The sequence below is a fragment of the Kovacikia sp. CALU 1929 genome (assembly GCF_056784235.1).
The window spans coordinates 63,923-89,905 of sequence record NZ_JBXBCF010000060.1 but is presented as its reverse complement, the minus strand read 5'-3'; the positions used below and the strand labels follow the sequence as shown (position 1 = coordinate 89,905).

26 protein-coding genes are annotated in these 25,983 nt (G+C 49.7%); 11 read left to right on the top strand and 15 right to left on the bottom strand.

Features of this window, described 5'->3' with window-relative positions; genetic code table 11:
* Positions 1 to 197: 197 nt before the first annotated feature.
* From nfi to upp, 3 genes are all read left to right on the top strand, one after another.
* Positions 198 to 911, top strand: a complete 714-nt coding sequence (gene nfi / locus AC1S52_RS09240) for a deoxyribonuclease V (protein ID WP_482028700.1) — start codon at positions 198 to 200, stop codon at positions 909 to 911.
* Between the two features lie 8 nt (positions 912 to 919).
* Positions 920 to 1,357 (top strand): DUF4079 domain-containing protein, encoded by a 438-nt coding sequence (locus tag AC1S52_RS09235; RefSeq protein ID WP_482028699.1) that lies wholly within the window; start codon positions 920 to 922, stop codon positions 1,355 to 1,357.
* A 289-nt stretch (positions 1,358 to 1,646) separates the two neighbouring features.
* Positions 1,647 to 2,282, top strand: coding sequence for a uracil phosphoribosyltransferase (gene upp / locus AC1S52_RS09230; protein ID WP_482028698.1), 636 nt, complete (start codon positions 1,647 to 1,649; stop codon positions 2,280 to 2,282).
* A 427-nt stretch (positions 2,283 to 2,709) separates the two neighbouring features.
* Here the strand turns inward: upp and AC1S52_RS09225 are convergent, their stop codons facing one another.
* Entirely contained in the window at positions 2,710 to 2,901 is a 192-nt protein-coding gene (locus AC1S52_RS09225; protein ID WP_482028697.1) for a hypothetical protein, read from the bottom strand.
* Between the two features lie 180 nt (positions 2,902 to 3,081).
* Between AC1S52_RS09225 and trpB the strand changes: the two genes are divergently transcribed.
* Entirely contained in the window at positions 3,082 to 4,335 is a 1,254-nt protein-coding gene (gene trpB / locus AC1S52_RS09220; RefSeq protein ID WP_482028696.1) for a tryptophan synthase subunit beta, read from the top strand.
* A 310-nt stretch (positions 4,336 to 4,645) separates the two neighbouring features.
* Here trpB and AC1S52_RS09215 read toward each other — a convergent pair whose 3' ends face one another.
* Positions 4,646 to 6,118, bottom strand: coding sequence for a TldD/PmbA family protein (locus AC1S52_RS09215; protein ID WP_482028695.1), 1,473 nt, complete (start codon positions 6,116 to 6,118; stop codon positions 4,646 to 4,648).
* A 362-nt stretch (positions 6,119 to 6,480) separates the two neighbouring features.
* On the opposite strand from AC1S52_RS09215, the gene AC1S52_RS09210 reads away from it, so the two are divergent.
* Both AC1S52_RS09210 and AC1S52_RS09205 read left to right on the top strand, forming a co-directional pair.
* Positions 6,481 to 7,923, top strand: coding sequence for a sensor histidine kinase (locus AC1S52_RS09210; RefSeq protein ID WP_482028694.1), 1,443 nt, complete (start codon positions 6,481 to 6,483; stop codon positions 7,921 to 7,923).
* Positions 7,924 to 7,935: 12 nt separating this feature from the next.
* Complete coding sequence (locus tag AC1S52_RS09205; protein WP_482028693.1) at positions 7,936 to 8,058, top strand: hypothetical protein; 123 nt, start codon at positions 7,936 to 7,938, stop codon at positions 8,056 to 8,058.
* On the opposite strand, the gene AC1S52_RS09200 is transcribed toward AC1S52_RS09205, so the two are convergent.
* From AC1S52_RS09200 to AC1S52_RS09185, 4 genes are all read right to left on the bottom strand, one after another.
* Entirely contained in the window at positions 8,055 to 9,383 is a 1,329-nt protein-coding gene (locus AC1S52_RS09200) for a hemolysin family protein (protein WP_482028692.1), read from the bottom strand. The two genes, AC1S52_RS09205 and AC1S52_RS09200, sit on opposite strands and share 4 nt — an antisense overlap.
* 285 nt (positions 9,384 to 9,668) lie before the next feature.
* A complete protein-coding gene (locus tag AC1S52_RS09195; RefSeq protein WP_482028691.1) occupies positions 9,669 to 9,923 on the bottom strand; it encodes a gas vesicle protein GvpG in 255 nt (84 codons plus the stop codon).
* A gap of 122 nt (positions 9,924 to 10,045) precedes the next feature.
* Complete coding sequence (gene gvpF / locus AC1S52_RS09190) at positions 10,046 to 10,783, bottom strand: gas vesicle protein GvpF (protein ID WP_482028690.1); 738 nt, start codon at positions 10,781 to 10,783, stop codon at positions 10,046 to 10,048.
* Between the two features lie 194 nt (positions 10,784 to 10,977).
* Positions 10,978 to 11,436: a gas vesicle protein K gene (locus AC1S52_RS09185; RefSeq protein ID WP_482028689.1), complete on the bottom strand. Its 459-nt coding sequence runs from the start codon at positions 11,434 to 11,436 to the stop codon at positions 10,978 to 10,980.
* 490 nt (positions 11,437 to 11,926) lie between these two features.
* On the opposite strand from AC1S52_RS09185, the gene AC1S52_RS09180 reads away from it, so the two are divergent.
* On the top strand, positions 11,927 to 12,058 hold the full coding sequence (locus AC1S52_RS09180) for a hypothetical protein (protein ID WP_482028688.1): 132 nt from the start codon (positions 11,927 to 11,929) through the stop codon (positions 12,056 to 12,058).
* 28 nt (positions 12,059 to 12,086) lie between these two features.
* On the opposite strand, the gene AC1S52_RS09175 is transcribed toward AC1S52_RS09180, so the two are convergent.
* Entirely contained in the window at positions 12,087 to 13,079 is a 993-nt protein-coding gene (locus tag AC1S52_RS09175) for a ligase-associated DNA damage response exonuclease (RefSeq protein WP_482028687.1), read from the bottom strand.
* A gap of 73 nt (positions 13,080 to 13,152) precedes the next feature.
* On the opposite strand from AC1S52_RS09175, the gene AC1S52_RS09170 reads away from it, so the two are divergent.
* Positions 13,153 to 13,590, top strand: coding sequence for a hypothetical protein (locus AC1S52_RS09170; RefSeq protein ID WP_482028686.1), 438 nt, complete (start codon positions 13,153 to 13,155; stop codon positions 13,588 to 13,590).
* Between the two features lie 25 nt (positions 13,591 to 13,615).
* Here AC1S52_RS09170 and AC1S52_RS09165 read toward each other — a convergent pair whose 3' ends face one another.
* The 5 genes from AC1S52_RS09165 to AC1S52_RS09145 form a co-directional block, all read right to left on the bottom strand.
* A complete protein-coding gene (locus AC1S52_RS09165; protein WP_482028685.1) occupies positions 13,616 to 15,184 on the bottom strand; it encodes a glycosyltransferase family 39 protein in 1,569 nt (522 codons plus the stop codon).
* Positions 15,185 to 15,266: 82 nt separating this feature from the next.
* Complete coding sequence (locus AC1S52_RS09160; protein ID WP_482028684.1) at positions 15,267 to 16,193, bottom strand: glycosyltransferase family 2 protein; 927 nt, start codon at positions 16,191 to 16,193, stop codon at positions 15,267 to 15,269.
* Between the two features lie 5 nt (positions 16,194 to 16,198).
* A complete protein-coding gene (locus tag AC1S52_RS09155) occupies positions 16,199 to 17,689 on the bottom strand; it encodes a lipopolysaccharide biosynthesis protein (RefSeq protein ID WP_482028683.1) in 1,491 nt (496 codons plus the stop codon).
* Between the two features lie 104 nt (positions 17,690 to 17,793).
* Positions 17,794 to 19,371, bottom strand: coding sequence for an NAD(P)/FAD-dependent oxidoreductase (locus AC1S52_RS09150; protein ID WP_482028682.1), 1,578 nt, complete (start codon positions 19,369 to 19,371; stop codon positions 17,794 to 17,796).
* A gap of 43 nt (positions 19,372 to 19,414) precedes the next feature.
* Entirely contained in the window at positions 19,415 to 20,488 is a 1,074-nt protein-coding gene (locus AC1S52_RS09145; protein WP_482028681.1) for a glycosyltransferase family 2 protein, read from the bottom strand.
* Between the two features lie 138 nt (positions 20,489 to 20,626).
* Here AC1S52_RS09145 and AC1S52_RS09140 point away from each other — a divergent pair, with 138 nt between their 5' ends.
* Positions 20,627 to 21,085 carry a YbhB/YbcL family Raf kinase inhibitor-like protein gene (locus AC1S52_RS09140; protein ID WP_482028680.1) on the top strand — a complete coding sequence of 153 codons (459 nt, stop codon included), beginning with the start codon at positions 20,627 to 20,629 and terminating at the stop codon, positions 21,083 to 21,085.
* A gap of 165 nt (positions 21,086 to 21,250) precedes the next feature.
* Here AC1S52_RS09140 and AC1S52_RS09135 read toward each other — a convergent pair whose 3' ends face one another.
* Both AC1S52_RS09135 and AC1S52_RS09130 read right to left on the bottom strand, forming a co-directional pair.
* Positions 21,251 to 21,808: an NUDIX domain-containing protein gene (locus tag AC1S52_RS09135; RefSeq protein WP_482028679.1), complete on the bottom strand. Its 558-nt coding sequence runs from the start codon at positions 21,806 to 21,808 to the stop codon at positions 21,251 to 21,253.
* Between the two features lie 49 nt (positions 21,809 to 21,857).
* Positions 21,858 to 21,989, bottom strand: coding sequence for a hypothetical protein (locus tag AC1S52_RS09130; RefSeq protein WP_482028678.1), 132 nt, complete (start codon positions 21,987 to 21,989; stop codon positions 21,858 to 21,860).
* A gap of 227 nt (positions 21,990 to 22,216) precedes the next feature.
* Here AC1S52_RS09130 and AC1S52_RS09125 point away from each other — a divergent pair, with 227 nt between their 5' ends.
* Positions 22,217 to 22,702, top strand: a complete 486-nt coding sequence (locus tag AC1S52_RS09125) for a DUF4168 domain-containing protein (protein ID WP_482028677.1) — start codon at positions 22,217 to 22,219, stop codon at positions 22,700 to 22,702.
* Between the two features lie 253 nt (positions 22,703 to 22,955).
* Entirely contained in the window at positions 22,956 to 24,776 is a 1,821-nt protein-coding gene (locus AC1S52_RS09120) for an alpha/beta hydrolase (RefSeq protein WP_482028676.1), read from the top strand.
* Here AC1S52_RS09120 and AC1S52_RS09115 read toward each other — a convergent pair.
* Complete coding sequence (locus tag AC1S52_RS09115; protein ID WP_482028675.1) at positions 24,736 to 25,674, bottom strand: glycine betaine ABC transporter substrate-binding protein; 939 nt, start codon at positions 25,672 to 25,674, stop codon at positions 24,736 to 24,738. The two genes, AC1S52_RS09120 and AC1S52_RS09115, sit on opposite strands and share 41 nt — an antisense overlap.
* Between the last annotated feature and the right edge of the window lie 309 nt (positions 25,675 to 25,983).

Genomic DNA, 25,983 nt, shown 5'->3' with positions numbered 1-25,983 from the left:
CTTAATTTTTTTGAAAGTTTCAATATTCAGGTAGATGTTGGTTTCAAAGCTGACCTTCTAGCTTAAGAGAAGCATTTTTTCCGAAATGCTGCCAGAAATGAATGATCCCAAAGAAATGACTAAAAATGCTTAAACAAACCTTTTTATTAGTTGAAGTTTTTCCTCTTAGTTGGTATGCGAGGGTGATTTAGACATTCATGAAGATTGAACACCGTCACGAATGGTGCCTGACAGCGGAAGAGGCGATCGCCATTCAGCAATCGCTGCGGGGTGAAATTATCACTACGGATCAGTTGGGTGAGATTCAATTCATTGCTGGAGTTGACGTGGGATTTGAGGCTGAAGGCACCATTACCCGTGCTGCGGTTGCCGTGCTGCGCCTGGATGACCTGAAACTGCAAGACCGGGCGATCGCCCGCCGCCCTACCACCTTTCCCTACATCCCCGGTTTCCTTTCCTTTCGAGAAGTGCCTGCTGTTCTGGATGCGCTACAAAAGTTGACCCTTCTCCCCGATCTGCTGTTGTGCGACGGGCAGGGAATCGCCCATCCCCGCCGGTTTGGAATTGCCTGTCACTTGGGACTGCTCACCAATCTACCCTCCATTGGCGTTGCTAAATCTCTGCTAGTCGGTAAACATGATGAGGTCCCCAACGATCGCGGCAGTTGGGTTCCCCTCACCCACAAAGGAGACACCATCGGAGCCGCCCTCCGAACCCGCCCCGGCACCAAACCCCTTTACATCTCCAGTGGGCACCGGGTCAGCTTAAACACTGCGATCGCCTACGTCATGCGCTGCACCACCAAATACCGTCTCCCCGAAACCACCCGGTTTGCCCATAATCTGGCATCTGGTCCCGCGATCGACCAGCTTCCTGAGCAAGCGTCGTCTGAGCAGATGTCTTTGTTTTGAATCCTCCCATGCATCTTCCCACCTTTCTCTGGCTCTGGAAAACGGCTGCCTGGTCAATGGGCTTCGCTGTTTTCGCTTATCTGCTGCTGGCAATATCTGGCGGGTGGATGTTTTTCACCCGGCAAAGACGGCAACCTCGTCCCCAGTGGCTACGCCCATCCCATTACTTGGTTGGGTTGGTCATGGTCGGGTTGGTGTTGTTGCTGTTGGGCATTGGCATTGTCGGCACCTTTGGACACTTCGGCAGTTTGGGGCATTCCCTTCATTTACCCGCTGGGCTGGCTGTGGTGGACCTGGTGTTTTTGTCTGTCTGGAGCGCGGTGCAAATCAGTCCAGAACGTCCTTGGGCACGGTGGCTCCACATTGGCACCAATGCGGTTCTGTGCATCGCCTTCATTTTGGTTTCCCTCACCGGCTGGAGCGTGGTACAAAAGTATCTTCCATGAAAGGGGAGGGGAGGGGAGCAGTTAAGAGTTTTGAGTTTTGAGTTTTGAATGATTAGAGGGTCACTCTAGCAACCGCCCCCTAAACCTCAGCCAAGTTGAGAACTGGAGATTTTTCCCGGAAAAAATACGGGGTTCTGAGTTGGTGAGGTTTAGTCCCCAATGACCGATGACCCTGACCCATGACCTACCCTCTAACCCTCAACTCTTACTCTTAACTCTCAACTCCTACTGTTAACCCGACTACCTGACCCCTACCACCGTCCCTTCCCTGCATCTACAAGGAGCCTTCATGTCTGGCAATGTCATTGTGATTGATCACCCGCTGATTCAGCACAAGCTAACGCTGATGCGTCGGGTAGAGACGAGTACGGCAAAATTTCGATCGCTGATGACAGAAATCAGTATGTTGCTGGCATATGAGGTGACGCGGGATTTGCCGATTAAATATGAGCCGATCAAAACGCCGCTGGCAAGTATGCACGCCCCAGTCCTGGCTCCTGACAAAAAGCTGGTGATTGTGACAATTATGCGGGCGGGGCAGGGGATTTTGGATGGTATGTTGCAACTGATGCCGTCAGCCAGAGTAGGTCATATTGGGCTATATCGGGAACCCTCGACCCTAATTCCGGTTGAATACTATTTCAAGCTGCCTCACGATACTGAGGAGCGGGATATGCTGGTGGTCGATCCGATGGTAGCAACGGGAAACTCAGCATCGGCAGCGGTTCAACGGTTGAAGGAAACGAATCCCAGATCTTTGAAGCTGGTATGTCTGCTGGCAGCACCAGAGGGAATTATCAATTTCCATGAACAGCATCCCGATGTGCCCATCTATACGGCTGCGATCGATGAAGGGCTGGATGAGCATGGCTATATTATTCCGGGACTGGGGGATGCGGGCGATCGCCTGTTTGGGACCCAGTAGTAGATGTCAGGAATTAGGTATGTTGGATTGGGTATGTTGGTCGCAGTTCGTGGAATTGATGGCTGAGGGAAAGGCTATACAAATGATCAACGAAAAATTTGACAATCGTTAATTACCCAATTGGTTATTTTCTCATTCGTTTTTAATCAACGTCTCAACCCCCTTTAGGGCACGAATTCAATACTCTAAGCAGTGAATTGATCTATAGCAATTCTCAGCTTTGTGAGGTACGTTTTTGGTGGTCATTGGTCATTGATTATTGGTCATTGGTCATTGGTCATTGGTCGCCCACAAAGGACGAATGACTAATGACTCATAACAAACCACTAGTTTGCACCGCACCAGCATGAGAACCGCTGTATACAAGCCCTGATTTCTTCACAAGGTAAGACTTACTGTGACAACTCGTACTCAAGAATAAATTCGGTTAGAAGAAGCGCTGACTCACCACACTCACTGGCGGCGCTGGGAAATTATTTGAGCGATCGCCGATTATTCTTTGCGATCGCTCTGTGAAGTGAGCAAGATGGTTTTGATTACAATAGGCTGCATTTGTCCAGACGATCAGCAGATTGAAATGAAGGGGCGATCGATGGTTGGGTTCTACGAAGAGTTCCACGGTGACAATGGAGCTGGAATAGGAGCAGTCATCAAACGGGGTGGACTAGGCTGGTAGCAAAACTGATTCAGCAATTGGTGAGTATGAAGCCGAAGAGGTGCTACCTCAACCGGCTCAAGCAATGGAAGAAGCGATCGCGCTTTATTATAATGTGGGGAGTCCTTCCATTCAGCCAGTTCTGTGACCACAACACCCCTTCCTTCCAACCTTTCGTCAACCCCTAACCCCTCTGCTCAGCGTCCCGATGCCCTGGGACGCTTTGGCAAGTTTGGTGGGAAGTATGTGCCCGAAACCCTGATGCCTGCACTGGCAGAGTTAGAAACGGCTTTTTACCAGTACAGAAATGACCCGGACTTTCAAACCGAGCTTCAAGGACTTCTGCGGGATTATGTCGGGCGGCCCAGCCCTCTCTATTTTGCTGAACGGCTCACCGCTCATTACACTCGCCCCGATGGAACGGGACCGCAGATTTACCTGAAACGGGAAGACCTCAACCATACGGGAGCGCACAAAATCAATAATGCGCTGGCACAGGTGTTGCTGGCAAAGCGGATGGGCAAGCAGCGAATTATTGCCGAGACTGGAGCCGGACAGCATGGCGTTGCCACCGCCACAGTCTGTGCCCGCTTTGGTTTGCAATGCATCATTTACATGGGCGTGCATGACATGGAGCGGCAGGCACTCAACGTGTTTCGGATGCGGCTGATGGGGGCAGAGGTATCCCCCGTTGAGGCAGGCACAGGCACTTTGAAGGATGCAACTTCCGAAGCAATTCGGGACTGGGTGACGAATGTGGAAACCACCCACTATATTCTCGGTTCCGTTGCGGGACCTCACCCCTATCCCATGCTGGTACGGGACTTTCAGGCAATCATTGGACAGGAAACCCGTGCCCAATGTCAGGAGAAGTGGGGCGGCTTGCCTGACATTTTGCTGGCTTGTGTGGGTGGGGGTTCCAACGCGATGGGACTGTTCCACGAGTTTGTGAATGACCCCTCTGTTCGCATGATTGGGATTGAGGCAGCGGGTGAAGGGGTGGATACGGAAAAACATGCTGCCACCCTGACCCGTGGAAGGGTAGGTGTGCTGCATGGAGCCATGAGCTACCTATTGCAAGACGAAGACGGACAGGTCATTGAGCCGCACTCAATCAGCGCTGGTCTGGACTACCCCGGTGTGGGACCAGAACACAGCTTTTTGAAAGACAGTGAGCGGGCTGAGTACTACGGCATCACTGACCAGGAAGCCCTCGTCGCGTTCCAGAAGCTTTCCCAACTGGAAGGGATTATTCCAGCCCTGGAAACTGCCCATGCGATCGCTTACCTGGAAACCCTGTGTTCCCAATTGGCAGGCAATCCACGCATTGTAATCAACTGCTCTGGTCGCGGCGACAAAGATGTGCAGACGGTTGCCAGGTTTTTGAATTCAGACTAAAACCAGGTTCCCAGCTTTTTGGACTCGACTTTAGCCAATTCAAATTTCAGACCACTCCAGACCTGCGAGGTTTTCAAAAACCTCGCAGGTCTATCCGCACGATCAGATCGCCCAACTACAGGTTTTAGTACTACCCCTTATGCTCACCCTGACGTTCTCCTTCTCGCAAGATATCTTGATACCAGGGCAACTCTCGCAGTACTGCCATACCCCACCTCATGATTTGCCGCACAACTTCACCATCGCGCCTTCTAAAAGACCTCCGATTTTTTTGAAAAAATCGGAGGTCTGATCTCACTTGAATCGACTTCTACCGTCCACCAACGGTGATGGCATCCACCTTGATGTGGGGTTGCCCTACAGTGACATAGACACTGCCGCTGACGGAACCGCAGAACCCGGCGGCTAAATCCAGGTCGTTGGAGCACATGGAAATTTTGTTCATAATTTCCTTTGCTTCGCCAATTAAGGTCGCGCCCTTGAGCGGTTTGGTCAGTTTGCCATTTTCAATCAGGTACGCCTCATCCACCGCAAAGTTGAACTGCCCCGTTGCACCCACACTGCCGCCACCCATCTTCTTGCAATAAATGCCCCTGTCAATGGAGGCAAATAACTCATCCAGGGAGTGGTCTCCGGGAGCAATGTAGGTATTCCGCATCCGAGAGGCAGCAGCATAGGTATAGTTTTGCCGCCGACCACTGCCGGTACGGGGGTGCCCCGTGCGAGCGGAGCCTGCCCGGTCTGCCAGGAAGTTTTTCAGTACACCTTTTTCAATCAGGAGGGTACGCTGGGCGGGCATCCCCTCATCGTCCATGTCAATCGTGCCAAAAGCGTCTGAAGTCAGCCCTTCATCCCAGGCAGTCAGGCTTTCGTGGGCAATCTTTTCTCCCTTCTTGTCCAGGAAGGGGGTGACGCGCTTCTCGATCTGAGTCGTCTCCAACAGGTGCCCGCAGGCTTCGTGGAAGATGACCCCACCGAATTTGTTCGCCATGATGATTGGGTAAGTGCCCGATTCGACATAGTCGGCGTAGAGCATTTTGCCAGCGGATTCCGCAATTCCCTCAGCCGCCGATGGGAAGTCCCAACTCCGGAGGAAGTTGGGGTCGCCTGTGTTTCCTGACCGTTCAGAAATGGAAGAACGGTGGGCACCATCGGCACACAGGAGGTTGTAGCCCACGGACTGAGTAAGGCGAATATCTCTGGCGAAGGTGCCGTCACTGGAAGCAACCATCACTTCCTGCCAATCCCGGAAATAGACGACACGGCGGGACTGGACATGGCTAGCTTTCTGGTCCAGACGGGCGTTCGCATCCAGTAACACTTCTCCCATCTCGCGCATGGAACTGCACTGGGTCAACCAGGACTCTTTGCCCCGCAGGGTGGCATAGTCTCGTAATGGTTCCAGGTTGATTTCAGGGACAAATGCACCGGGGGCAGGAAGTTGTAAACCCAGGATCGATAGCCCTTTTTCTAACGCTGCCTTCAACCCAGAGAAAGTCAGGTTGTTGGTGCTGACGTAACAATCGGCGTGCCCCCGAAAGACGCGCACCCCTGCTCCTGTGGAAAGGCGAGGAGAGATACTGGTAATCGAGTCATCTTCTGCCAGACAGCTAATGTAATTAACCCGTTCTAGAAAGAACTCGACAAAGTCTGCTCCGGCAGCGCGTCCCAAGCCCAGTAGGGTAGATAGGGGAGACTCCCAGGTTCGGTCAAACTGGTCAGGCGTGGAGGTGTATTGCAGGGTAGGTAGTTCTTTAGAACGGAGGAGAGGGGTTGCAAGCATTGGGTTTTTCCTGAGTAGCGATCGCAGCGAAGCCGGTTACTTTCTCAACTATAGAAGGGATTTTAATTCAGGGATCATGAAAACATTTGGGCTGTTGTCTCCATCTACCCCGAAATTAACCCCTCAAGAATTCCATTCTAGAAGGCTTGTCAAACGTTTGTCAGAAAGTCAAATTTCATCCCAGCACTACTGGGGTTTGAAGATGAGGACTTCTCAGCAAAAACTAATGTTTTCGTTAGAACCCCATCATTCCTAGAAAAGTACTTCGACTACATTGTTAGTTAGATGTAGTTGCCTTTCTTTCTTGAACCGCTGCTGCTTGATTCCCTTGACTCCTGGGATCCCTTGATTGGAACGGACTAATGCAACTGATTCACAAACTCAAGGGGACGATTCGTCAAGTCAGGCAGAGGCATTTCGACCCCGCATCGCTCCAGTTTCGTCTCACGGCTGAAATTGCTGCGCTTCTAGTTTTATGCCTGGGTAGTGTCGCCATCTGGACCAGTTGGAAGATGCAGCAGATTTTGATTGCAACTCATACCCAGGGAATTGAATATCTGGCAACCCGCTTTTCCCGGGACGTAGAACTTTACAGTGAAATGTTGCCGGTTAAAACAGGGTTGCAAAAGACGATTGATAAAGTCTCTGTGCCGGGTTTAGTCATCTGGGTCAAAAGCACGGACGGTCAAAAGTTTCTAGCGCAATCCGGTGCGATGGACTCGTCATTGTCTGTAACAGAGAAGCTGATGTTAATTACAGAGATGCCGCTCAAACCGCAAGTCTATGAGGTGGGTAATCGATACCTGATTTTATGTGAGAATTCGGTAACGGTGCATGGAAAGGTGCTAGGTAAGGTTTACATAGCGCAGGACGTGACCGAGGATCAGCAGCAACTCGTCACTGCCATCCAGAGTTTAGCGGCTGTTTGCATTCTGGCAATCACGTTTACTCTAGTTGCGATCGCCCTGCGGATCCGGCGATCGCTCCAGCCTTTAGAGGATATGAGTCAGATGGCAGGGGCAATTTCAGCGGACGATCTGGATCAGGCAAAGCTACACCTGAGCCATGCGCCAAGCGAAGTGAAGGAACTGGCTCAAACCTTTAATATGATGCTGTCCCGCCTTTCGGATGCCTGGGAACAACAGCGTCAGTTTGTTAGCAATGTTTCCCATGAGTTACGCACCCCGTTGACTGTTGTAGTAGGCTATTTGCAAAGTCTATTACGGCGCAGCAACAACCTGAATGCCTATCAGCAAGAGGCACTGGAAACGGCGGCATCAGAAGCCGATCGCACGGTGCGTTTGCTTCAGGATTTACTAGACCTGGCACGGGCAGATAGCGGTTATATGCATTACCATCTGGAGCCGATCGTTTTGAATGATCTGATGGCTGAAGTGGCAGGTATGGCAGAAAAATTTAGTCATCGCCTTATTAGCGTTGAGGCAGGAGAAGAAGTGGAAGCCATCATAGACCGCGATCGCCTGAAGCAGGTGTTGATTAACTTGATTGATAATGCGGTTAAATATTCAGAATTTGACCAGCCGATTGAGTTAACCGTCGAACGGGTTGATCAGCAAGCCGTGATTCAGGTCAGCGATCGCGGAGTTGGTATTCCCCTTCAGGATCAGAGTCGCATTTTTGAACGCTTTTACCGGGTCGATGAAGCCCGTGCCCGTTCAACAGGCGGGCATGGTTTAGGATTAGCGATTGTCAAAACGTTGGTAGAGGGCATGAATGGCACCATTACGGTGCGATCGAAACCAGGGGAGGGAACGGTATTTGAGATTACTTTGCCAAGTAGTTGAGAGTTAAAAGCTATGCCCGTCTGCACGAAAGATGAGCACAGTGAAATTCTCGACTACATTGCCACAGGTGATGTAGAAGGAGCGGTTGCTGCCGCAATGCGACATCGGGAGGGCATTGAAGCTGAAATCAATTAAAAGGGATCTTCAGATATCGTACTCTCTGAAGCCAGTGGCGTGACTAGGATCTTATCGACCCGTATCCCATCCATATCGACAACTTCAAAGCGCAGCCCACTCCACTCAAAATGCTCGCCAGATCGAGGGACATGTTCCAGAAAATGCATCACAAACCCACCCAGCGTGTGGAAACTACCTGTTGTTTCGTCCGGCAATGACTCCTTCTCAACCAAGTCTTTCAAATCATTAATGTCCAGCGAACCATCTACAAGCCAGGAGCCATCCTCGCGTTGAATAATTAGGGGATCATCCTGGTCTTCCAGGGAAGGCAAATCACCCACGATCGCCTCCATCAAGTCATTCAGGGTCACCAAGCCCTCAATTCCACCATATTCATCCGTCACTAAAGCAATATGAACGCCTGTTTGTTTGAACTGTTCAATTACATTCAGGGCACGGGCGCTTTCTGTCACATACAGGGGTGCTTGAATCATTGCCTCCAGGTTGACAGATTGACCAGACAATTGAGCAGTTAACAAACTGCTACCACGAACGACTCCAATGCATTTATCCAAGCTACCCTGCCCAACCGGAAAGCGAGAGTGGTTACTCCCCATGACCTCTTGCAAATTTTCCTCTAAAGAGGACTCTATATCTAACCAATCAATTTCAGTTCGAGGAGTCATGATTGCTTTGATCGGGCGATCTCCCAACCGGAAAACCCGCTCAACCATTGCCTGCTCTGCTTCCTCAAACATCCCAGATTCCGCCCCTTGCCGAATCAGCACTCTGATTTCTTCCTCGGTAATATCGGGTTCGTCCGAAGCTCTAATCCCTAGTAGCTTGAGCAAGGCATCCGTTGAAATCCCCAGAATATAAACAATCGGTGCCGTCAGGCGGGAAAGAAACCGCATCGGTTGGGCAACGGTACAGGCAATCTGTTCTGGATCGTTAAGAGCAATCCGTTTTGGTACCAATTCGCCAATCACCAGCGATAGATAAGTGATGATTGTCACGACAATCGCAACACTGATGCCCTCGCTATAAGGCTGTAAAGCAGGAATACCGTCAAATACGGGCTTTAATCGTTGAGCAAGGGTGGCACCGCCCACCGCACCACTTAGAATGCCAATCAGCGTAATACCAATTTGCACCGTTGAGAGAAAATCATTTGGAGCATTTGCCATCGTCAGTGCAACTCGTGCCTTACGGTTGCCCCGCTCTGCTAACTGCTCTAACCGGACTTTGCGGACAGAAACCACTGCAATTTCTGAACCTGAAAAGATTCCATTGGCAATGATTAGCAGCAGGATCAGCAGAATTTCAACCGAGATCGAAGACATGTTGGCTTATTGAAAACAAACTAATATTTTAACAATCAAGAGCCAGTTAGCCTGGATTGTTTACCAAGGCTCAAAACCCTGCCTATGAAAACACCGCAAAAACCAGACTGTTTCTCAGGTAAATCACCAACTTTGCCTATAGACAGCAACAACTAGCGGCACAGTTGAGCGCTTTTGCCGATGAATTGCATTTAAAGCCTATCGAAAAGCATTAACTGCCAAAGCGCAGTACTAGACTCAGAAAGTTTTCGGATAGGCTTATAGGCGAGTTGAAACCACTACAAATCAGTCTTCAGCTTCGGCTTGTTCAGCCTCGGCTCGCTCAGCATCCTCAACCGCCTGAATTGCCAACAGCAAAGCTTCCTCTTGCTCTTCAAACTCTTCTTCCGACATCTCACCCATATCAAAAGCAAGTTGCAGAGTGAGCAGCCGCTTGTGTAAATTTTCCTTGTCATCCAGTTCTGTATCCGCTCGTTCCTGGATTTGTTCAGCAATCCAGGCGAGTCCTGTAACGGGAGTAAAAAGAAGACGGAAAACCATAGGAGTTAAGAGTTAAGAGTTTTAAGTTTTGCAGTTTATGGAGAAGGATGAAGGATACTGGCTGCCTACCGCCTACTTCCCCTGACACCTGATGCCTGACCTGACACCTACTTCCTTACCACCTAATCTACTAGCTGGGTAAAGTTGTAAGGGGCGGTCAGGTTGTTGTAGCGAATCTTTAACCGTTCGTCGAAGTCGTGATCCAGGCTTTGTACCTGGTTACTAAAGATCGGTTCTGCATCCCAGGGAATCAGGTATGCTGCGTTGTAAATCATGGACTCAGTCAACGTATCGTTTTCAACGACTTCGGTGGCAAGGGGGTTGAGAGTTTCACGGAATGCTGTGATGATATCCTGCTTTCGGTTTTCCATTGCCCGTTCGATCGCCTGCCCAATTGAAACCACCTCATCCATGCTCAAATTTTTTCCTTCCAGTCCATCGCGTTTAGCTTTGAGGTCTTGATTCTCATCCAGCAGCATTTGTAGTTCAGTGTCCTGGGTCCAAAATAGTTTGATGCCAACTTCCCGTTGCCCTTCCAGCTTGGCAAACAGCTTTTTCATGCTTTCCCCATGCGGAGCGGTCAACTGCTGTGTCACAGTGCTCCAGTCTTGAATAATTAGCCCAAACTGGAGGGGGAGCAACGTTGGGTAGCCTGCCTGCATTGCCTGTTCTAGTACTCGTTCATGCCCAAGCAGGTTCTTCCGGCTTGCCAGATAACGTTCTTGCTGTGCCTCAGAGTAGAGGAAAACAAAACCATCCACGAGTTGATTCAAAACAGGCTGCTTATCTAAACCTTCGAGTACCAAGCCCTGGGGACCGGGGGCGGGAAAAATTCCGTACAGATAAAGTCCGTTGCTCATAGGGGCAGTGAGATGAAGATTACTTGAATCTAGGCTTAGAGTTCCCCTAAATTTTGCAGAATCTCTTGCTGAAAGAGGTCATTGGTCATTGGTCATTGGTCATTGGTCGTTGGCCATAAATATTTACGAATGAAAAATGACGAATGACAATTCGCATTATCTTCAAAACTCCCAACTTTCAACTTCTCCCTTCATCAAATCGGTTTTGAGGTAAGTACTAGTTGCAGTTTGGCATGAATCAGGTCAATGTCTGCCAGACCCAGATCGACTTCACCTTGAACTACAACACCAGTATTGAGCAGGCGATCGAGCAGTTCGAGGATGGTGGGACTGGAGGAAGTTGCACCGGGGTAGTAGCCGCCGGATTTGGGCAGGAGTGTCCCCACTTCACCAAGGTCAATATTCAAATCAGCCGGGTCAACGTCAAAAATTTTACAGGTTTCAATGACCTGTTCTTCTAACTTGCGTAAGCTCTCAGCGGCGCGATCGAGTTCTTCATCACTCAGTTCTCCTACCTCCATCCGACGAATGACCTGTGCTTCCATCAACTGTCGCACCAATTCAACAACCGTTAGCAGCAGAGGAGCCAGCCCAGCTTCTTTGCTAGATTTTGGGGAATCAGGAATTGTCTGGAGGGGGTGGTTAGATGTCACAGATTCATCGATTCAGAATGGTTTATTCTGAGCAATTTTCAAAGGAGATAAGCCACGGTTTTTGGTCATGGGTAACCGGTCATGGGTGTGGCTACGTCAAGTGGAAATGGCTGTCAAGTTGAGGCGATTCCCTCATTAGCATACCGCCGTCTACTATAGCTTGGCATATATGACCTGGAAGTGATCTTCAAGGAGGAGACCCTCCCAATCACCATTCCCTATGACCAGTGCAGTGTCAAATTGAATTTGACGGGTAGAGAATTTCCAGGAAGTCAGTGAGGGTTAAGTTTTGAGGATCTGCAACCCATCAAAATTTCCTGACGGAACACTAGTCCTGTGCTTATTACTCTGACGCTTGGGTAGCTGTATGGCTAGAGTCTCCCTCTCACCTGATAGGGTTCATTCAATCTGGTGAAGATTGCCTGCCGACATTTAGCTACTATGAATATATAAACAAACCGTCTACATTCCACTATGGGAATGACAAGCCATGAGAAATCGAGCAGCCATCATTCGTGAACTTCGCCACCAACTTTACTACAGCAATCCAGGATCCGACCGGGAAGCGATTCGCCGGGAGTTGGATTTCTGGATTTATAACGCGCCCAAGGGCGATCGCTAAGAGCGCCTGGTGTAAAAATTCCAGTCTTCTAGATATCCCCTTCTCCTTCAAACAGGGTCTTCAAAGGCAATGCATTCAGTCTGTGAACTTCGCTCAGGTAACGAGACAGAACTTCACTTTGTCCGTGGGTGACATAGACGGTTTTAGCGCCTGTTTGCAAAACCGTATTCACCAGACCTTGCCAGTCGGCATGGTCAGACAGGGCAAATCCTCGCTCATACCCCCGATGACGACGGGCACCGCGAACCGCCATCCAACCAGAGGCAAAAGCGGTTTGGGGCTGCTGGAAGCGCTTCATCCAACTGGAACGGTGCCCTGAGGGAGGAGCCAGGACTAAATCTCCTTTAAATTTGTAGCTCCGGGGCATCTCAGACGCGGGGATTGTTGGCACCATTTCTACTCCAACCCCACGATAGATCTCCGTGAGTCCATGAATGGCACCGTGAACATAAATAGGCTGATCGGTGAATTTTCGCAGTTCGCCTAAAACTCGCTGTGCTTTACCGAAGGCATAGCAAAACAAAAGGGAGGGTCTGTCTAAATCACCTTGCCACCAGTTATAGATTGTGCGGCAGATTTCTGCGCCAGAGTCCCATTGGTAGATGGGTAAACCAAAGGTTGCCTCGGTAATGAAGGTATCGCAGGGGACAACCTCAAAAGGGCTACAGGTGGGATCGGCGCAGCGCTTATAGTCACCAGAAACAACCCAAACTTCATCTCGATGTTCGATCCGAATCTGAGCAGATCCCAAAACATGTCCGGCAGGATGAAAGGAGATCCAGGTATCGCCAAGCTTAATCTTCTCGCCATACTCAACGTCTTGCAGGTTAACGGATTCTCCCAGGCGTTTTCTCAGGATCCCTTCTGAAATTTGGGTGGCAAGGTAAAGGCTGGAGCCAGAGCGGGCGTGATCAGAGTGAGCATGGGTTATCAGGGCAACATCGACTGCTTTCCAGGGGTCAATAAAAAAGTTTCCAGGTTGGCAGTAAAGTCCTTCTGGCAAAACTGTAATTAATGGCATAGGTTTATCTTTATCCTATGGTCACTGTATAAAGGGTGTGGGAAGAATAAATGTGAAGAGTTAAGGTTAAAAATTGCTGAAACCCCTTATAGCTTGTGCAACCCTTACGTTTCTGTTGGGCGGTGGGCAGAGTGGCTATCCCCCTCAAGTGGCTGCCCAGACACGGGATGAATTTGGCGGACGCCGGACTGTGAGGTATACCCCTGGGCAACGGCTTCTCTTGCGGGTAATTAACCGAACCCCTAATGACATTACGCTTCAATCTTCCATTAGCTCCGGTTATATCTCTTTGCGTCCAGGACAGCAAACTCAATTCAACTGGGCCAAGGCAGGCGGTGTGCCTGATGATTTTTCCTTTGCTTTCTGGAGTATGGCGGCGCGATCGCTGCAAGCGGTGGTCACTAAACCAAATGCTACAACTTTTCAGATAGAACTACGCCCAAGTGAGCGTTCAGCAAGGGGCGATGGTTGGGTTCAGTTCAACTTTGATGGATGGGTGAGGGTCTATTGAGGCATTGACAAGCATCTGCCAGAGGTCAGGTGGGGGAAATCTGATAGAGATAGGTGAAGGCACCTGGTTGACTGAAGAAATCAATTTCCTGCCCCATCTGATCCAGATAAGGCTTGACCTGAAGTTTGGGGGGCCGCTTTAGCCCGGAGAAAACAAACCATACCCGCTTTTTGTTCTTCAGTACGCTTGATTCGCTCCAGAAGGTTTTCCAGGCTTGTTCGGAAAAACCCTGTGGGCTGAAGAATCCTGGATAGCCAAACACATAATCTGCTGCCGAGTATCCGTGTAGGGTGGCGTAATATTTGAACTGGTCGTCAGAGGTTTCGCCACCGACATAAATGGCATCCGCTGGACTTTGATGGGCATTGATATATTCCATCACGGGTCGAAGTTCCTGCCGGGTTTCTGGATAAAACACAAAGCTGCTGGCTCGAAATAGCGGGGGTAAGAGAAGTAAACAGGTAACGAGTACTCCTACCACGGCAAAAGACCGATGTTTCTTCTGATTAAAATGAGACAGCAGAAAGGCGGTTCCTTCTGCAAGAATTAGAATAAAAAATGGGATCAGAAACAGGATTAGACGAGAACGGAAAGGATATTTGTGAAGATAACTGGCGATTAAGGTTGCAATGATTGGAGAGATTAAAATCAATAGTTTTATCTTATTTCGTCTTAGAAAAACAACACAGCCAATAATGAAGGCAAAAACCGCGATCGCATCCATATCATTGAGAAAGCCTAGCGGTCGGTAGAAAAATCTGCCCAACGAGTCTAGTAACCAAACCACATCAAAGATAGATTTTGGATACTCAGGACTCCACGCACTTTTGAGAGCCGTATTTTTCATTAAGGTTGCGGTTACTAAGAAGTAGAGGCTGACAAAGCTAACCGCCCAAATCACATAGACAGGTAAACGGTTAATCAAAATAGCTTTTCGTCGTTTACCAGAAACCGTAACCAGGTTTGCAAGTTCAATTCCCCCCAATACAAAAATGGCAGGGTGCGAGAACCAGATGGCAGCGATGCCAGAGAGCGCCAGCAAAACAATCCCTTTTCTTCCCAGAATTTTGTCTCGTAGTGAAACCAGGACTAAACAGAGCAGCGATGCCACCATGACATCACTGGAGTATTGTTTCACCTCCGTAGCGTAGTAAAGGGGATATTTTAAGCAAGCCATTAGCGTTAACGCAATCGGTAGGGCGATCGCAGATACACTCCATTTGCCTAATTGGTAGAGCGCAATCAAAGAAACAATGCCAGCAATTAATGGAAACAGGCGCAGAGAATATTCACTCTGTCCAAATAGCTGAACAGCCAGCTTCTCAGCCCAAAGAAATCCTGGTGGGGCTGCTTGATTATGATCCAGCGGTTGCAGCAGTTCCAAGTAGGAACGATTGACAATATTTAGCGTAATGCCTGCTTCATCTCCCCAGAGGGAACGATTGCTCAAATACTGACTCAGACGAATAAAAATACCAAACAGAATAATCAGTTTAGATAGGGTATCAAGAAAGCGAAAGGAATTTTCTTGATAGCTCTTTTCTTGATGGCTCTTTCCTTGATAGCTTTCAGGCTCTTTGACTTGGATAAACACGTGATTCAGGGTTTTTCGCTTGTGCCGTTTTTATACAGGAATGACTTTACCACAGGCTTGCATCGTGTGAATACTTTTAAACTCAACCCCGATAGGATGCTTTTCCCGCTTTAAGGCGTAGCATCTCCCAAACATAAACATAAGAAACAAAAAACATGATTAGAGACACCTGCACTCTTTGATTAAAGGTCTTTAACCGTCTGTCTAGAAAAAGATTGAATCCTAGCATCAGGATCGGCGCAATACTGTATTTGATTAAGTTGATAACAAAAATGCCATTTCGTTTTAAGTAAGAAGGCTCACTTTTTTGCTGTAAATCATAGCGCCCCCCCATAATTCGTCTGGCTCTGGCATAAAGCTGGCGTAGAGAATGCCGCGCTGGATGGGTAACACATACCGTTTCTGCATACAACGGTCGGTACCCTGCTGCATAGACACGCTGCCCCCATTCCCTGTCCCCGTTGGACTTTAACGTACTATCAAAAACTCCTACCTGCCCCATAATCTGGGCAAAGGTAAATATATTGGCTGTAGCACCAAAATGATGCTTCTCAGCAAATTCTGCTTGGGGGAGGGGGTACCACAGACTTTCATAGAGTTCGATCGCCGTCGGTTGATTCTGGTCTTGAAAGGAAATTTGAATATTGCCAGCCACAAACCCACAGTCAGGATTTTGTCCCAGCGTCTGAACACCCTGCTCGACCCAATCAGCAGCAGGGATACAGTCTGCATCCGTAAACGCAAGTATATTTCCTTTTGCCAGAGCAATCCCTTGATTACGAGCCGCATAGGAACCAGGCTGGCTTTCATTGGCTAACACCGCTTGCTCATAGGAAGCAACCACGCCAGCGATATCCTGATCTACATAGGAGCCATTGTCTACCACGATGACTTCATACAAGGGTCTGGGATAGGTTTGTTGTTCCAGTGCCTCCAAACACCGCTTTAACCCAATGGCATCGTTAAAGACAGGAATAATGACTGAAACAAAAGGCAGTGGTTGAGTCATGCACGTTAGCTGGGGCGGTGTTTCCTGACAAGATATCCGTAAGCTGAGCGAACCATTGCTTGAATCCGCTCGATCTCGCGATCGCTAAATTCGCCCAGGACTAGAAATCCTAACGGAATTAGTAAGCTTACAAGCGAAAGCTTTAGGACAATTAACCAACCCGGGGTGCCCCACAAACTGGCAACCCCATACGCCCCCCCTGCCAGCAGCAAGCTTCGCCCCAGGGAGGAGAGGGGGGGAATGATTTTCCACAGGGAGTAGACTGCCACCACCGTTGCCAGAGCATCCACACTGGCAACGGTGGTGGTAACGAGGGCGGCTCCCAACGAACCAAAGCGGGGAATCACCCATAGATGAGCTACGATCGCCACAGGCACCATGGGACCTGTCAGGGCGATCGTCCAGTTTGGTTTACTGGCAGCGGTCATAATACAGGTGGTGACAGCAATCATCGCCATTGCGATCGCCGCAAAAATTAGCACAGCAAACAGCGGAGCAGCGGGTAAAAAGGTGGGGCTAAAAACCAACTGGATGATCTCCTCGGCTGCCCCCGCCCCCAAGCCTGCAAAAGGTAATAGCATCAGCACCAGACGCATCGCATCCCGACTGAACTGTTTAGCTTTAGCGACCCCTCCAGCACTGATGGTGCGCGTCAGGGTCGCCAGCAGCAGGGGCACAAACGACAGCGTAAACAGACTGGGAATCAGGGACAGATTTTGTGCCGTGCCGTAAAACCCTGCCTCTGCTGCTGTTCCACCCAACAGCTTTAGCATCAACAGGTCGAGCTTGTCATAGAACCGCAGACTGAGTGCCAGCAAAAACAGGGGCACTGCGTATCCCCATAATTTCTGCATTGGGAAACGAGCGCGACTGATAAACGGGGGATGGACAAACAACCGACAGACCAGTAGTTCAACCAGGGCAGCACTCAGACTGCCAAGGATTGCCCCCCAAAGTGATAGTCCGGCGGCAACCAACGCCACCATCAACAGGGCACGGGCAATCCACCGAATCGCTGTAGCGATCGCCCGCTGGGAAAACCTGCCCAGACCCACCAACACGCTGCGATGGGCATAGGTCAGGCAAAAAATGGGCACTTCTAAAATGAAAAGCCGCAGGTAGTTTGCCAGCGTCGGTTCACCCAGGGCATTGGCTAGGGGATCGGCGATCGCCCAGACCACTGCCACGGCAACCATTCCCAATAGCAAATGTAATTGGATAACCGTGGTTGCCACTGTCTCCCAGTTCTCAGTTTCACCTACAAACTTAATGGTCGTGCGGGTAAAAGCAGACGTAATGCTCCAACCAATCCAGGAAACTAGGGTGGTTGCCAGCATCAGCAAGCCATAGCCATCGGGACCCAACTGCCGCGTCAAAAAAGCAGCCGTTAACAGCCCAGTCGGCAACAGGAGCGCCTCCGCCAGGAAAACCTGAATCGTTCCGCTTGCCATCTGGCTCCCAGAGGGAACAGAATTCTTTTGGGAGGCAGAAGTCATGGGGAGGTGAGGGGTGAGGAGTGAGGGGGTGAGGAGTAAGGAGAGTTGTTGGTTGTTGGTTGTTAGAAGACAGCCAACCTCAAACCCCCAACCCCCAATCCTCATTAATGAACCTGTTCACTTCTATGAGAAGGAGCCATGACTGGCACGGTCTGACTCTCATCCTCGGATAGAAACTTGGGAACGGAGGCGGGAGAAGGATCGGATGCTATCACACGCACAGGCGGACGCAACTCAACCACGACTGGCTTGGATGGTGTATCCCGAACTGTGAACTCTTCATGGTAAGAACGCTCGGTATTCACCGCCCAGAGGTCGTGCTTTTCGCCAAAGATATTACGAACCGCTAGAATTGCCGTCAACATCGAGTGATCCTGGTTGTTGTAGCGGTGCATTCCATTCCGCCCAACGGTTTGCAGGTTGTCAAACGTTTCCAGATAGTCTTGAATCACCTGGAGATGCTGGCGATACTCATCGTCATAAACCGGATAGGCTTTCCGCTGACGAATCACTACGCCATCTTCTACATCGCCCTCCCGTACACCTAAACCCAGGGCGATCGCCTCCCGGCTTGCCAGTTCAATCAACTCGGACTCATTCATTTCCCAGAGTGGATCGCCCTGGCTACAAAAATACTCCATCCCCAAACAGGTTTTGCTGGGGTCGGGCACCATTTCAGCGCTCCAGTTTTTAAAGTTCTGAATTCGTCCCACCTTAAACTCTGGATTGTGGATGTAAATCCAGTTATCGGGGAAGAGATGCTCCCGGTTGACAATCAGGGACACGATCAAGAAATCTCGATACTTAAGCCCCTGTGCTGCTTGCATCACTTCCGGGGGAGGCAACGGGTCAAGGCAACGTAGCAAAGCAGTGACAGGCATGGTTGAGACAAAATGATCAGCACTTAAGTGAAAGGTGCGATCGCCCTGTTGCACAGTGACCCGCTTAATTCGCATTCCGGCTCGTTCAATTCGTGTCACGGTTGCATTCAAATGAACCGGGGTACCCTTTTGCTCCAGCTTTTCCTGGCAGCGTTCCCACATCATGCCCGGTCCCAACCTGGGATAGTCAAACTCCTTGATTAGGCTTTTCGCATTCTGGCTACCAAACAGCGCGTTAATCACCGCACTCTTGAGCGACATCCCCTGGATCCGCTGGACTGCCCAGTCTGCTCGAATTTTGCTGCATGGAATCCCCCAGACCTTTTCTGTATAGGTTTTAAAGAACATGCGATAGAGCCGCTCCCCAAATCGCTCAGTCACCCATTCCTCAAAGGTTTCTGCCTCTTGCCCAGGATTCAACTTCGCTTTCAAGCGTACCTGCAAATAGCTCATTAAAATCAGGGCACTGGGAGCGACACCAAGATTGGATAGGGTATTGAGGAGAGACAGAGGATAGTTATAAAACTTGCCCTGGTAGTAGATGCGTGACAACCGGGGAACTTTGATGAAGTCGTCCCCCAAAATCTCCTTCCAAAGCTGCTGAACCTGATCGACCTTGGTGAAAAATCGATGGCCACCAATGTCGAAGCGATAGCCCTTATAAACCTCTGTACGTGAAATGCCACCGACCTTATCAGCATGTTCCAGGACAATCGAGCGTGTCCCTCGCTTCATCAACTCGTAAGCGGCTGTTAATCCCGCAGGACCAGCGCCAATAACCACAACGGGACAATGTTCCACTTCTCACCCCTCAATTTAGCTTGCCTAAAGTCAGCGACCAAATTTAGAATTCATGAACTGAACTCCTTTTGAGCTTATGGTACAGGTGATAACGGATTGTGCCAATCACAAACGCTAAACCCCCATAGAGGAAGTACAGCCAATGCCAGGGAATCACCTGAAGCGTAAATAATAACCCCCGCTTTTGATAAAAAAATCGGTACAGTGGCAAATTTAGCCCCAGCAGGATAAGCATAACGCCAATACCGACCAGCCATGCCGGTACCCACCACCAACCCCCAATTAGACAGGCGACTAACGTGTAGGTCAAAATCAGGCTGACGCGACTGGATTGGCGCAGATTGAGATCATTGTTGAACTGGCGATCGCGCCAGAGCAGTTCCGTCCAGGGCAGGGCACGATAAAAAAATTCTGCCCGTAGCAGCGAAACAACCTCCCAGCGCTTCAGGTGCTTCACCTGCACCCGCTTACACAGTTGGATCGGATAGCCCGCCCGCTTCAAACGGTAGCCAAGCTCAATATCTTCCACGGAGGGATAGCGGTAGCCCTCATCAAAGCCCCCCACTGCCCAAAATACCTCACGCCGAATCGCTCCACAGGCTCCCCAAAAGGTCGAAGCCTCTTCCCATCCCGTTTGGTGGGTATAGTGATGGAATAGATTTTTGTACTGGGACAAAAAATTGGGCGATCCGGGCGCATCATCATAGGAACCAATCAGGGCAGCCAGAGTGGGGCGATCACGAAAGGTTGCAATGACCTGGTCAATGGTATCCACCGTAAGGGTGACATCCGCATCGACGAAAAGCAAAATATCTCCTCTGGCAACCTGGGCACCTCGGTTTCGGGCACGGGCGGGTCCCCCGGCTGAGGGCAACTTGATTACCTTTGCGCCCAACTGCTCCGCTAAAAGGCTGGAATCGTCAGTGCCTCCATCATCCACCACGATGATCTCTAACACCTTAGAAACTACAGCAGATAGGCTATGCAAACATTGACGAAAATACTCACCCCCATTGTGTACCGGAACTACGATAGAAAGAGTCGGTGCAGATGGGGCTGACTGCCCAGGGTTGATTGATTCATCATGCTTGACACGATTCTCTGAAGAGGACTGCATAGGGACTGGGTATTTATGCTTTTTGGGCTAAATACAACACTACAGCCTTCTGTCCCTAAAGGTATCTGGTGCCAGGTGCCAGGTGCCAGGAATACTCAATCAGCACAGACGGAGATAATTTCTTATCTGGGAGGCAATATGGAAGTTAAAAGTCCTGCTTTTTTAAGCGGCAATCTAATTCCTACTCAGTACACTTGCGATGGAGAGGACATTTCGCCGCCATTGCAATGGGATGCATCACCACCAGGAACCAAGAGCTTTGCTCTGGTGGTCGAAGATCCGGACGCACCCAACCGAACCTTTACCCATTGGATCCTGTACAACCTGTCGGCTGAATGCAGTGAGCTACCAGAAAATATTGCTAAAGCCTCCAATTTACTGAGGGATGCTGTACAGGGTAAAAACGACTTTGGCAACCTGGGCTTTGGAGGTCCCTGTCCACCCAGCGGTACCCATCGCTACTTCTTCAAACTATTTGCACTCAGTCAGGCATTAAATTTGCCCCCAGGCGCAACCAAAAGGGATCTGTTAAAAGCAATGGACGGTCATGTATTGGATACCGCTGAATTGATGGGGCGCTATGCCCGCCAGAGATAGCTGAGGTGTACCTGAATTAACCGAAGAATTATAGCCACGACTTCCTAAGGGACTCGCAAATTAATAAAGTCCCAACGTCATTCCCGCGCAGGCGGGAATCCATCGTGGAGCAGCTTGTCTAGCGGGTACTTTATTTTGGGGCACATCCCCAATCACCTGCGATCTCTATTCGAGGCTTTGAACGATATGTAGCAAGCACTGATCAAGAACTTGGTGGGACTCTAGTAACGGCTGGACTTGATTGAACTCAACCCATTTCCATTCAGAATCAAACTCTTCCTGATTGAGTACCAAGTGCTCCTTTTCAATTTCTGATAGGTCAATCTGGTAGGTTAAGTTAACGCTGTGGGAGCCATTTTCAACAGGCTCCTGATGCCGCAGGGCAAAACAAGTGGAGTAGGCTCCGATGTACCGAAAACGCTCCGGCGATAAATCCTCTAACTGAGCTTCCTCCGCTGCTTTTCTTCTGGCAGCATTCAGGGGGCTTTCTCCTGCCATCATTCTGCCACCCACAATCCACCAGGATTGTCTGGGCTGTCGATTGCGCTTTGCCAATAGAACCTGCTTTTTGCAAGTAAAGGCAAGGTCTACACAGGTAAAAACAATATAGTCTAAGGCTGTGGCGTATTCTTGAGCGGGCATTTTGTCGCCCGGTTGGATGAAATGCAATCGCCCTTCTTCTTCAAAATGGGGAACATCAGGTTGCGGCATCGGCTGTGGCATATAGCACCTTCTATCCAAGTCAGTTCAAGAAACTTACTACGCTATTGCATTACGACAAATCCCAGAACATCCCTGGATGGGCATATACCTGAGAATTGTTGCCTTCATCATTGCCTACAGAGCGATCATTCATTACGCCAATCTGACCGAGTTGGGTGAAAAGCCATTGATACCTTTGCATTCACCGCAGCGCAGCGACAAACCATCTATGGACTTTTGGGATTTGTAGCAGTCCTGCTGGTGCTATTTGCAGGATTGCTTCTGGTCAAGAAGTAATCTTGTAAATTGCAGAAATTTCTGACCTGATTAAACTAGGGATGGGTTCGTGCTGATGCCCGGACAATGCGACTTCCTCTCATTGCAGAGTAAACAGTTGAGAATCCACTGTACTGATTCAGGAATTAACTTATGGTGAAACACATTTTGGCAGGCTGCTCACTTCTTTTGCTGTTAGGAGTTAGTAGCTTACCAGTCCAGGCGCAAAACCCATCCCCTGCTCCAGCTCAAACAACGGCTCCAGCCAAGGTTAGTACCGAAGAATTGCAAAAGTTTACGGGTGCCCTCAAAAAAGCGCTGGTGATTATGCAAGAGAGAGATAGCGAGATGGTGCAGGCAGTCCAAAAACAAGGATTGACTGAGGAGCGGTTCAACGAAATTCATCAGTCACGGCAAGATCCAGCTAAAAAACCAACCCAGCAGGTGACTTCTAAGGAAGAGCAGAGCTATAAGCAGGCATTTTCTCAACTCGTTGAGATTGAGAAAAGTACCCAGTCCAAGATGGAAAAAGCGGTTCAGGCTGAAGGGATGAATGTTGAGCGGTTTAACCAAATTCTCGCTCTTGTACAGAAAGATCCCTCACTGCAACAGGAGGTCAGGAAGCTGATTCAGCAGTAGGAGGCAAGACAGGGTACGGGATATGATGGGTGACTCCTGATACCCTGTACCCACCCCATAACGCCTACCGATTGTTAGCGATCGCCCGGTTGAGCCAGAATAGAGGCAATTGAGTATGTAGGAACAAGGGAATTTACATTGCTCCTCCTCAGTGGGGTTAAATCAGTGGGGTTGAGACAGTTAAACCTCACCAACTTAGAAACCCGTAGTTGTTCCTGGGAAAAATCTCCAGTTCTCAACGTGGATGAGGTTTATGCGTGATTTGCGGCTTGCTCTTGAGACAAGGATTTCTTTTAACTCAGGTTCGTTCTCTCTAATCAATCGGGTTTTTCCATTTAGTCTCTATCGGCTGAAATGGTGGGGAGTTGCAGCAGGCTGCCTGTTAGCCTCTATTGCAGATCCCGTCTGTGCAGCGGAAAAAATTTACGTGACCTATGGCATTTTAGAGCGTTCCGTTTCCGTATCTGCGCTGGAGGCTTATGCCAGAGATGGCACGATGGATGAGAACATTGCCGTTTATGCCCAGTATGGCGATGCGGCAGAGCTTGAGCAGATTCGGAATGTGTTGAAATCGCGGGCAGACTTGAGTCCGATCGCCCTTGCTCAGTTTCTCTACAGCCCCCAGGGGGAAGAGTTGCTGAAGCGAGTTGGACAGGTGATTCAGCCTGAGTCGCGGGAGTCTGGTCAGCAATTCATCCGGGCAGCCGCGTTGCTGGCAGCGACTGATCCTGAAGGGTTGACCGTCCTGAATTTTCTGCGTAAGTTTCCCAGTAAAGGGTTGCGAGTCAACATTAAACAGGGATTGGGGATTGCTGCCACTCTGGAAAGATTGGTCAACCAGACTAAGCGGGCAACGACGATAGTGACTCAACAGGCAGGAATAGAGCAGCAGACGGATGGGGCGATCGCCCTCGGTGGACTGGACGACCCGCGTGTTCCCGGACCCTTCATACCTAAAAAACTGAGCATTACGCTGATAGATGCCAGTCGCAAAAGTGTGGCAAACCCGCCGGAAACCAGTGCTGCCCAAAACCGTCCGCCTCAAACCGGGGCAATTGGGCGGGTCATTCCTGTAGATATTTATCTGCCAGAAAGCATCCTTCCTGAAGCCATGAAACTGGCTCCGGTTGTGGTCATTTCCCACGGCTTGGGTTCGGACCGCACCACCTTCGCGTACATTGCCCGACATCTGGCTTCCCACGGCTTTGCCGTTTTGATCCCAGAACACCCTGGCAGTAACTCAAAGCAGCTAGAAGCGTTAATTCGTGGCATTGTCAGTGAGGTAGCAGAACCCAGTGAGTTTGTAGACCGTCCGCTTGATATCACTTACATGCTGAACGAGATTGGGCGGCAGACAGCGGGTGATGTGGTCTTGAAAGATCGGTTAAATTTGCAAAACGTGGGGGTGATTGGTCAATCCCTGGGGGGGTATACTGCCCTGGCTCTAGGTGGGGCATCCATCAATGTTAAACAGTTGCAAACCGACTGCCGCGATCTGGAAAATACTTTTAATTTATCCTTATTGCTTCAGTGTCGGGCTGAATCACTTTTCCTGGACCAGAGGCAGACAAATCTACAAGACAACCGGGTGAAGGCAGTCATTGCGCTGAATGCGATCACCAGCGCCGTATTTGGACAGGAGGGACTGAGCCAGATCCAGGTGCCCACTATGCTGGTCAGCGGCAATGCGGATACGGTTGCACCAGCCTTACTAGAGCAAATCAAGCCATTTACCTGGCTGAAAACCCCCAATAAATATCTGGCTATGATTGATGGCGGTACTCACTTTTCAGCCCTGAGCGGTGCGGATCTCGCCACAGGGGTTGTGGCGCTTCCCCAGGAAGTTGTGGGTGCCAACCCTGCGATCGCCCGTCGGTATGTCAGTGCCCTCAGTCTGGCTTTTTTTAAGACCTACATTGGCAATCAGCCTGCCTACCGCCCTTTTTTGAGCGCCACCTATGGTCGGTTTCTGAGTGAGCCTTTTATGCCGTTGAGCCTGGTGCGGTCGCTGGGGGCAGAGCAAATAACGGAGGTCACGGAGGGGAACCGGCGATCGCAAACCTCAGTCCCTTAGCCTGCAAAAATTCCCGTACTACTTCTTTGATATCGCCCAACTCCCCTTCTACCAGATAGTTCATCCGCTGCATTTCATCGGCTGAAATTTTGCCTGCCAGGGAATTGATTGCATCCCGTAACTGGGGATATTGGTTCAGCGTTTCCTGACGCACAATGGGAGCCGCCTCATAGGGTGGAAAGTAGTGTTTATCGTCCTTCAGCACCACCAGACCCAGACGGGCAATCTGTCCATCCGTGGAATTTCCAGCAATCAGATCGACCTGTTTCTGGATCAGCGCTCGGTAAATTAAACCCAGATCCATAATTTGGGGCGGTCTGGAAAACTCCAGGTTGTAAGCCCTGGCAAGCCCAGGAAAGCCATCCTCCCGCTCCAGAAATTCATAGCCAAATCCACCCCGCCACTGGGGAGTATACTGAGCTGCTTGCGAAAGCGTTTTAAGGTTGTATCGTTGGGCATCCTCACCGCGAACAATCATTGCAAACGTGTTTTCAAACCCTAGAGAAGGCATCACTTCTAAGTTGAACTGGTTGTTATATAACTGTTTCAACTGTTTGTGAACTTCCCCAGCATCGGCGATCGGTTTTTGCTTCAGGATGCCGGTAAATGCAGTGCCCGTGTATTCGATGTAAACATCAATCTTGCCGCTGGTAATTGCCTGATGACAGACAAAGGACCCTCCCAACCGGGGACGGCGATCAACCCTGAGTCCGGTTTTAGCTTCAATTTGCTGCGCCAGCAATTCCCCTAAAATATCCTGTTCTGTGAAATCCTTAGAAGCCAGGATAATATCCCCACCACCACTGATCTGGCTACCAGAAAAGCAACTGGCAATACCTGTTGTCAGTACAAAACTGATCAGAAAAAGGGCAAAAAAACGCTTCAAGGAGGGGATCATACAGCGGTTCTCATGCTGATGTAATACTAAGCTGGTGGTTTGTTATGAGTCATTAGTCATTAGTCCTTTATGGGCAACCAATGACCAATGACCAAGAACGACCAAAAATGTACCTCACAAAGCTGAGAATTGCTATAGATGGCTTTCAGAACCGCGACTGATTGACAAAGTAAGGAATCTGAGTAAGTTTGAAAAGTCGGAGATCTAGGTAATTTACCTGGCTAATTTCAGAAGCAACCGTACATTTACTGGGCAATGAACGTGTCGAATCGTTGAGTTTGGGCATTGTCCCCAGGGTAGTGTAAACAA